The 9,697-nt window shown below is 62.8% G+C and carries 1 protein-coding gene; it reads right to left on the bottom strand.

Annotated elements, in window-relative coordinates; all coding sequences use genetic code 11:
* The coding region (locus AQZ52_RS01990; protein ID WP_205626405.1) for a beta strand repeat-containing protein at positions 1-9,401 on the bottom strand (9,401 nt) is incomplete at its 3' end.
* Positions 9,402-9,697 lie beyond the last annotated feature (296 nt).

A 9,697-nucleotide genomic window follows, 5' to 3' on the forward strand; every position in this document is an offset into this window, starting at 1 on the left:
CCCAGTCCGCCGGACAGCACGTCGTCACCCGCGCAGCCATTGAGCACGTTGGCAGCCGTGTTGCCCCGCAGCGTGTTGGCGTTGCTGCCGCCGGTGCCGTTGATCGCATCACTGCCGGTCAGGTTCAGCGTCTCGACCTGGCTCGAGATCGTGAAGGTCACCGAGGCGTTGACCGTGTCGCTGCCCTTGCGGAAGTCCTCGACCACCCGGTCCCCTGCGTTATCGACGAAGTAGACATCGTCACCCTCGCCACCAACCATCTTGTCGGCACCAGTCCCGCCGTCAAGCACATCGTTGCCGGCATCGCCGAACAGCGTGTCGTTGCCGCCAAGGCCCAGCAGCGTGTCGTTGCCGCCCTTGCCTGCGAGCGAGTCCGCTTCGTCATGGCCGGTCAGGCGATTGGCCAGATCGTTGCCCACGCCCTTGTGCTTGACCGCGTTCGTGAAGGTAAGGTTCTCGACATTCGCGCCGAGAGTATGGGACGAGGCGCTCGCCAGAACCGTGTCGGTGCCTTCATTCGCCAGTTCGGTGACGACATCGGCCGTGCTGTCGACGACATAGGTGTCATTGCCCTTGCCGCCTGCCATCCGGTCGTTGCCCAAGCCGCCGTCGATCGTGTCGTTGCCGTCGAGCCCGGTGATCACATCGTTGCCCGCAAGGCCGAACATGTAGTCGTTAGCGACCGTGCCGGTAGTGGCCTTGGTCCCGCTGTCGGCAAGCGCGGTGCCGTAGATGAAGCGCCGCACTTCGATGCTCAGTGCCTGGGTATCGCTCAACCCGCCGGCGTCGCTGGCCTTCACGATGACATCGTAGATATTGTCGCCGCCAGTATCGCCTGGCGTCTCCACATTGGGTCGTGCCTTGAACGTGAGCTGGCCCGTGGCGGCATCGATATTGAACAGGGCGGCATCCGCACCGCCCAGCGAATAGGTCAGCGAGGACCCCGCGTCGGGATCGCCTGCGACGACCGTGGCGATCGTCGCGACCTTCTCGTCGACAATGAGGCTGGCCGCGTTCCCACCACCATTCGACGTGATCACCGGCGCTTCGTTGGCATTGGTGACCGTGACCGCGAGGGCCTGGGTATCGGTCAGCGTGCCGTCGCTGGCCTTCACGATCACGTCATAGACATTGTTGCCGCCCGCATCGGTCGGTGCCTCGAAATTGGGCGCCGACTTGAAGGTGAGCGCGCCGGTGGCGCTGTCGATATCGAACTTGCCCGCATCCGCGCCGCCGCTGATCGAATAGACCAGCGTGGTCCCCGCATCCGGATCGCTCGCCTGCACCGTCGTCACGCTCGTGCCATTCTCACCAATCGACACGGCGCCGTTCGGGCTGCCGCCGTTGTTCGTGATCGCCGGCGCTTCGTTGACATTGGTGACCGTGACCGCGATCGCCTGAGTATCGAACAGTGTGCCATCGCTCGCTGTCACGATCACGTCATAGACGTTGTTGGCGCCGGCATCGGTCGGCGCTTCGAAGTTCGGTGCGGTCTTGAACGTCAGCACGCCGGTCGTGCCGTTGATATCGAACTTGCCCGCATCGAGGCCGCCGCTGATCGAGTAGACTAGCGTGGTGTTCGGATCCTCGTCGGTCGCGTTGACGTCGACGACGAGCGTCCCGTTCTCGTTGACCGAGGCGGTTGCCGTGCCGGCGCCACCGCTGCTGGTAATCACCGGAGCATCGTTGGCGTCCGTGACCGTGACCGCGAGGTTCTGGCTGTCGGTGATGGCGCCGTCCGAGACGGTGACGGTCACGTCGTAGACATTGTTGCCGCCATTGTCGCCCGGTGCTTCGAAATTCGGCGCGTTCTTGAACGAAAGCGCGCCGGTGCTGCTGTTGATCGAGAACAGCGACCGGTCCGCGCCGCCGGTGATCGAATAGACCAGCGTGGTACCGGCATCCGGATCGCTGGCCTGGACCGTGGTGACGCTGGTGCCGTTCTCCGCAACCTGAACACTGCCGGCGGGGCTGCCGCCGTTGCTGGTGATCGCTGGCGCTTCGTTGACGTTGGCCACGGTCACCGCGATGGTCTGTTCGGTAAACAGCGAACCGTCGCTGGCCTTGACCTTCACGTCGTAGACGTTGTTGGTGCCATTGTCGGTCGCCGCCTCGAAGTTCGGCGCGGTCTTGAACGTCAGCACGCCGGTCGAGCTGTTGATGTCGAACTTGCTCGCATCAGCACCGCCGCTGATCGAGTAGCGGACGGCGCCCTGCGTCTCGGCGTCGGTCGCCTGGACGGTGGTAACCGCGGTGCTGTTTTCATTGACCGTCAGCGAAGCGGTCGCCGCGCCGCCGTCGGACGTGATTGCCGGCGCGCTGTTGTTGCCGAACAGCTGGAGGCGGATATCGAAGCTGCGGGCGTAATCGAGCTGGCTGGCGCTGTCGTCCTGCCAGGCGACCGCGAAGGTCCCGTTGGCGAGGCCGGTGACAGATGGGTTCTGCTGCGTGAACGTCGTCGAGGTGTTCGCCGTGAACTCGGTGCCGAACTTGCTGCCATCGGCATGGAACACTTGCGCCGAAACGCTCGTACCGTTGCCATCGTTGGCGGTGTTCCAGGTAACGACGAAATCGCCGTTGGCGAGCGCTGCCACCTTGGGTAGGCGCTGGTAGTCAGGCGTAAAGGTGTTGACGAGAATCTCGCCGCCAATCTTGGTGCCGTCGGCCTCGAACAGCTGAGCCTTGATGCCCGAACGGCTGCTATCGCCGCCGACGCCGCTTTCATCTTCCCAGACGACGACGAAATGGCCATCCGGCAAGCCGGTGACCTCGGCCTTCTGCTGGGTGCCGCCATTGGCCGTGTTTACGAGGAATTCGCCGCCGACCTTCACACCGGTCGCGCTGTAAACCTGTGCCTTGATCGCAAGATCATGCGTCGGCCCGCTGGTTCCTTCGTCCGAATTCCACGTCACGACGAAACCGCCATTGGACAGGCTGGCGATCGAGGGTTCGAATTGACTACCCGCCGTGACAGTGTTCACACGGAACTCGCTGCCGACCTTGGACCCATCGGCCGCGTAGATCTGGGCCTTGATGCTGTCGACAGAATCGCCGCCCGTGCCGCTGTCGGCATCCCACCAGGTAACCACGAAACCGCCGCCGGAAAGCCCGGTGATCGTGGGCGCATACTGACTGCTGTAGGGCGGAGTCGCGGGATTAACCGTGAACTCGCTGCCGACCTTGCCGCCCGACGCATTGAAGACCTGTCCCAGAATATCGAAGCCATCGTTCGAAGGGCCCGACCAGGTGACGGCGAACCCGCCGCCCTTGAGCGCGGTGACCGTGGCATCGATCTGGTTGCCGGGGGTGAAGGTGTTGATCAGAAACTCGCTGCCCACGGCCGTGCCATCGGCCGCATAAAGCTGCGCCTTGATCGCGCCGGCGTTGGTGTCGCCCAGGGTCTTGGAATCGAGGTCCGTCCAGACGGCCACGAACCCGCCGCCTTCAAGCCCGGCGAGCGAGGGGGTGTACTGGCGGCCCGAGGTGTTGGTGTTGACAAGCGTTTCCGCGCCCAGCTTGCCGAGCGAGGTGAAGGCTGGACCTTCAGCGACATCGGTCACCGTAACCGCGATGTCCTGCGTGTCGGTCAGGCTGCCGTCGCTGACGCTGACCGTGACGTTGTAGACGTTGTCGCCGCCGGCATCGGTCGGCGCCTCGAAGTTGGGCACGGCCTTGAAGCTGAGCGCGCCGGTTGCCGCATCGATCTGGAACTTGGCCGCATCCGCACCGCCGCTGATCGAGTAGGTTTGGGTCGCCCCGGCATCGGGATCGGTCGCCGTGACCTTTGTGACCGCCGTCGTGTTCTCGCTGATCGAGATGCTGGCCGCCACATCGCCGCCATTGCTGGTGATCACGGGCGCTTCGTTGACATTCGTCACAGTGATCGAAAGCAGCTGGAATGAGGAATTGTTGGCCGAATCAGTGGCAGAGACCAACACCGAATAGACGTTGTCGCCGTTCGAATCGCTCGGGCTTTCAAAGTTGGGCGCGGCCTTGAAGCTCAGCGTGCCGGTTGCCTGATCGATGTTGAATTTGAGCCGGTCGGTGCCGCCCGCAATGGCATAGGTGACGCTTTCGGATTCCGGATCGGTTGCCGCCACGACAGTGACGCCGGTGCCGTTCTCCGCCACCGAGATACTCGCCAGATCGCCGCCGCCATTCGAAGTAATGACAGGGGGTTCGTTCACATTGGCCACGGTCACCTCCAGCTGCTGGGAATCGGTGAGCGTGCCGTCCGAGGCTGTCACCGTCACGTTGTAGACGTTGTCCGCGCCGGCATCGGCGGGCGCTTCGAAATTGGGCTTGTTGATGAAGGCCAGCGCACCGGTGCTGGCGTCGATCTGGAACTTGGAGGCGTCCGCGCCGCCGGTGATCGAATAGGTCAGCGCGGTGCCCGCATCGGGGTCTGATGCCCTGACCGTGGTTACCGCCTTGCCGTTTTCGGAGATCGAGACGGTGCCCGCCGGGCTACCACCATCGCTGGTGATGACCGGTGCCTCGTTGACATTGGTGACGGTCACCGCGATCGCCTGCGTATCGGTCAGTGTCCCGTCGCTGGCGGTGACGACGACGTCATAGACATTGTTTGCGCCCGTATCGGCGGCCGCCTCGAAATTCGGCGCGCCGACGAACACCAGCGCACCAGTTTGCGCGTCGATCTCGAACTTTGCCTTATCCGCACCGCCGGTGATCGCGTAAGTCACCTTATTGCCATCGTCATCACCGGCGATGACAGTCGTGACGGCCGTGCTGTTTTCCGCAATCGATACGCTCGCCGACGCGCCCGCTCCATTGCTGGAGATGACAGGCGCGTCGTTCACATTCCCAACCGTAATGGCCAGCGTCTGCGTATCGGTTATCACGCCGTCGCTGGCGGTCACGACCACATCATAGACATTGTTGCCACCCGCATCGCCGGGCGCTTCGAAGTTGGGTGCGGTCTTGAAGGTCAGCACGCCGGTTGCAGCGTCGATATTGAACTTGGACGCGTCGGTGCCACTTACCGAATACGTCAGCGTAGTGCCCGCATCCTGATCCGTGGCCAGTACCGTCGTCACGGCGGTGGTGTTTTCCGCGATGGAGATCGCAGCGGTATCCCCGCCACCATTCGAGGTGATCACCGGTGCATGCGGCGCGCTGAAAATCCGCGCCTCGATGCTGGACAGGCGATCATCCTGCCACGTGATCACGAAGTCCCCGTTGTCGAGCCCGATGACCTTCGGCAAAGTCTGATTGCCGGCACCCTTGACGTTGACGAGGAACTCCGTGCCGATCTTGGCGCCGGCGGCGCTGAAAATCTGCGCCTTGATCGCGGCGCCCTCGCCGTCACTCGCCCCCTGATCGTTGGTCTGCCAGGCAACCACGAAGCCGCCGCCGGCCAGACTGCTGACAGCAGGATTGACCTGATCCAGCGCGGTCTGGGTGTTGACGAGGAACTCGCCGCCCACCTTGGTGCCATTGGCGCTGAAGATCTGCGCCTTGATCCCTGCGTTGCTGGCATCGCCTCCGATGCCGCTGTAATCGATCCAGCTGACGACGAAGCCACCGCCTGAAAGGCTGGTGATCGTCGACATGTACTGCTGGTTCGCAGTCTGCGTGTTGGCCAGAATTTCACTTGCCACTTTGACGCCGGCGGCATCGAAGATGTTGGCCTTGACGCTGTATCCGTTGTTGTCGCCGCCCTGTCCGCTGGCATCGGACCAGGCTATCGCAAACCCGCCACCCTCAAGGCTGGTGATGACCGGATAATACTGATCGCCGAACGTCGTGGTGCTGGCAACGAATTCGCCGCCCACCTTGACACCGTTCGCGCTGTATATCTGCGCCATGATGCTCGTACCGCTGCCATCGCCAAGGCCGCTCACGTCATTCCAGGTGATGACGAAGCCGCCGTTCGAGAGGCCCGTGACCTTCGAATCGAGCTGATGGCTGACGATCTGCGTGTTGACGAGGAACTCGCTGCCCACCTTGGCGCCGAGCGGGCCGAACACTTGCGCCTTGACGCCCCAGCCATCGGCATCACCGTTGCGGTCGGTCCAACTGACCACGAACCCGCCGTTTGCCAACGCGCCGACCGACGGCTGATTCTGGATGCCGAGGGTCGAGGTGTTGACCAGAAATTCGCTGCCGATCTTGTTGCCGGCCGGGCCGAAAATCTGCGCCTTGATGCCGGAATCGCTGCCATCGCCATCGGTGAACGAAGCATCCCACGTGACCACGAAATAGCCACTGGCGAGCTTCGTGATCGCGCCCCCGGATTTCCCCGAGCCTGGCTGGACCGAGGTGGGAACCTGGAACTGACCCGTGCGCGGGGTTTCGTCGTCGTTCACGATCGTGATGGCAATCGCCTGCGTATCGGCATCGGTGCCGTCGCTGGCAGTCACCACCACATCATAGACGTTGTTCGCGCCGCTGTCGGCGGGAGCCTCATAATTCGGCGCGGTCTTGAAGCTGAGCGCGCCGGTGCTGGAATCGATATCGAACAACGCCGCATCTGTGCCGCTGACCGAATAGGTCAGCGTCGTGCCCGCGTCGGGATCGGTGGCATGGACCGTGGTGATGGCCTTGGTGTTTTCGACGATCATCACCGCGGCGCTGGCCCCGCCATTGCCGGAATCGATCACCGGTGCGGAGTTTGCGCTGCCGCCGCTGTAAATCTGGGCCTTGACGCTCCAGCCGCTGCCATCGCCGGCAGGGTCGGAATCGGTCCAGGTGACGACGAACCCGCCATTGCCGAAACCGGCGATCATCGGATCGTACTGCACGTCGGCGGTCTGCGTGTTGACGGTGAATTCGTCGCCCTGCTTGTGGCCGCTGGCATCGAAGACCTGGGCCTTGATGTTGGAGTCTCCGGGGCCGTTGAGATCGGCACCATTGTCGTACCAGGCAACGACGAAGCCGCCGTTGGGCAGGCCGGTCACACGCGGGGTCCACTGGTCGCCCGCCAATTCCGAGTTGATGAGGAACTCGCCTCCCAGCTTTGTCCCGTCGGCTGCGAAGATCTGCCCGCTGAGCTCGGTATAGTTGCTGGTTGCGGCGTAGTCGCCGTTGGTCCAGGTGACGACGAAACCGCCCCCGGCAAGGGCAGCGATGCGCTGCTCGCTAACGCCATGGTTTTCAGCCGGAACGATCTGGATTGCCGCGCCTGCCGGGGTACCGTCAGCCGCAAATCTCTGGACTTCGATGTGGCTCGCCGAGCCTGCGCTGGAGTAGGACTGCTGGTACCATGAGATGACGAACCCGCCATCGGCGAGCCCTGCCGTGACAGGGTACCGGTGCTGGTCGGTGGTGTCGGTGTTCGCCAGGAACTCGCTGCCGATCTTGGTGCCCGCCGCGTCGAAGATCTGAGCCTTGATGATGGATGGCCACGTGCTGAAATCCATCCAGGTGACGACAAACCCGCCATTCGCAAGCGCGGTGATCTCCTGGTTGGACTGTTCGCCCTGAGTGACCGTGTTGACGAGAAATTCCCCGCCCACCTTGGCACCGTCGGCGTCATACACTTGCGCCTTGATGCCGCTGCCGTTGGCATCGAGGCCGGTCCCGCTGAAATCCGTCCAGGTGACGACAAAACCGCCATCCTTCAGCCCGGTGACCACGGGCTGGATCTGGCTGCTGGCCGTCGTGGTGTTGACCAGAAATTCGGGGCCCACTTTGGCGCCATCAGCGCCATAGATCTGAGCCTTGATGCTCGTGGGGTCGCTGTCGCCCAAGGTCCCGCTGAAGTCCTGCCAGGTCACCACGAAGCCACCATTGGCGAGCCGCGCCACCGCGGCTTCGAGCTGGTCGGCAGCAGTCGCCGTGTTGACGAGGCCTTCACCGCCGAGCTTGCTGATCGGCACCGGCGGTTCCTTTACGTCGGTCACCGTGACTGCAATCTGCTGGGTATCGGTAACCGTCCCGGCGGTTGCCGACACGATCACATCATAGATGCCGTTCGCGCCGGCATCACCGGGGATCTCGAAATTCGGCGCGTGCTTGAACGTGAGCGCGCCGGTCTGCGCGTCGATCGCGAAGAGCGCGGCATCGGCCCCGCCGCTGATCCCATAAGTCACGGTGGCGCCGATCGGGACATAGCTTGCCGTGACCTTGGTGACGGCGGTGTCGTTTTCGGGTGCCAGAACAGAGGCCGTGTCGCCACCGCCATCCGAGCTGATGCGCAAATCCCCCGCGCCATACATCTGCGCCTTGATGACCGATGTGGGGTAGGCACCCGGGTAGCTCTCGAAGCTATAGTCGGCCCAGCTCACGATGAAACCGCCGCCCGGCGCGGCGGTCACGGCCGACACCTGCTGGTCCAGCGCCGTGGTGGTATTGACGAGGAACTCGCCGCCTGCCTTGGCGCCGGTAGCCGTGAAGACCTGCGCCTTGATGCCGTTGCCGCTGGCATCACCGAGCGTATGGCTGTCGTCGGTCCAGGTGACGACAAAACCGCCATCGGACAGGCCGGCAACCGTGGGGATGAACTGGGTGCCGTTGGTGTTGGTGTTGACGAGGATCTCGCCGCCTACCTTGGCGCCATTGGCACTGAAGATCTGGGCCTTGACGCTGCTCTGGCTGTTGTCGCCGAGCAGTCCGCTGTAGTCATACCACGTGACCACGAAGCCGCCACCGGCGAGCCCGGTGACAACCGGCGCATTCTGGCTGCCTTGTTTGCTCGTGTTGACGAGGAACTCGCCGCCCCGCATCGAACCGTCGGCGTTGAAGACCTGTGCCGCAATGCTGTTGAAGCTGGTGTCGCCCAGGGCCTGGCTATCGTCGTTCCAAGTGATGACAAAGCCGCCATCGGCAAGCCTGGCGATCGTCGAACCATATTGGGAGTTGGCCGTCGTCGTGTTGACGAGGAACTCGTCGTGGATGACGGCTCCGTCGGAGGTGAAGATCTTCGCCTTGATGCTGTTTCCGCTGGTATCGCCCAGCGTGCCGCTGCCGCCATCTGTCCAGGTGATCGCAAATGCGCCACCTGCGAGGGCCGTTACGCCGGGCTGATACTGGTAGCCGTTCGTGATCGTGTTGACGATGAACTCGCCGCCGATCTTGGCGCCGTCAGCACCGTAGATCTGCGCGCTGATCGAACCATCATAGTCATAACCCGGACCAGTGCCGAAGTTCGGAGTGGCCCAGGTCACCACGAAGCCGCCGTTCGTCAGCGCGGTGATCGCCGGCATGCCCTGATTGTAAAACACATTAGTGTTGACGAGGAACTCGTCTCCCACCTTTTGGCCGGCGGGATCGAAGATCTGGGCATTGATGCCGATGTCGTAGTCGCCGAGCCTGCCGCTCGTATCCGTCCAGGTAGCCACGAAGCCGCCACCGGCGAGATAGGTGATGGCAGGTGAATTCTGACCGGACGCCGTTTCCGTATTGACCTGAAACTCGCCGCCAACTGTCGCAAGAGCCACGCATTATTCTCCCGGCACGCGCCCGGGCCCCTAGGCCGAGAGAATCGCGTGTTACCTAAGTAATAATACGTTGTTCAGCATATATGGCGAGTCTGGTTCTTTAATTGGGACGAATATCGCCAAAATAAGCTGGAGTTGTTCGCAGATTTTGGCTCCATTTGGGACAAATCCCGGTCAAGATGACAGTATTTTGACTTTTATATTGCATGCAGTTGGACAGATTGTCGCTCTGCGAAACGGATAAGGGCCCGCACGCGCTGCCTGTCCGCAGCGCAGATCGCGTACGGACAGGCTTT

Source organism: Novosphingobium fuchskuhlense (assembly GCF_001519075.1).
GTDB lineage: Bacteria > Pseudomonadota > Alphaproteobacteria > Sphingomonadales > Sphingomonadaceae > Novosphingobium > Novosphingobium fuchskuhlense.